We start from the raw sequence: 235 nt of genomic DNA on the forward strand, positions 1-235 counted from the left end.
AAGTACTACCCTGCTCCCTTTACCGGCTGCCACCCTGTAGGCATCGCTCCGCTTCCGTTAAAGTACTACCATGCTCCGTTTACCTGGTGCCAACTTGTTTGCATCGCTCCGCTTCCGTTGAAGTAATACCACGCTCCGTTTACCTGGTGCCAACCTGTTTGCATCGCTCCGCTTCCGTCTGAGTCTTAGCCAGCTCCGCTAGCCGGCTGGACACGGGGTTGGATCGGAGGGCGTC

General features: G+C 57.4%; 1 protein-coding gene. It reads right to left on the reverse strand.

The genetic code is table 11. The annotated features are described in order from the left end of the window. Nucleotides 1–65: 65 nt before the first annotated feature. Nucleotides 66–164 carry a hypothetical protein gene (locus JDS95_RS30865; RefSeq protein ID WP_199691075.1) on the reverse strand — a complete coding sequence of 33 codons (99 nt, stop codon included), beginning with the start codon at nt 162–164 and terminating at the stop codon, nt 66–68. Nucleotides 165–235 lie beyond the last annotated feature (71 nt).

This window comes from Bacillus cereus group sp. N24, assembly GCF_016483345.1.
GTDB classification, from domain to species: Bacteria; Bacillota; Bacilli; order Bacillales; family Bacillaceae_G; genus Bacillus_A; species Bacillus_A toyonensis.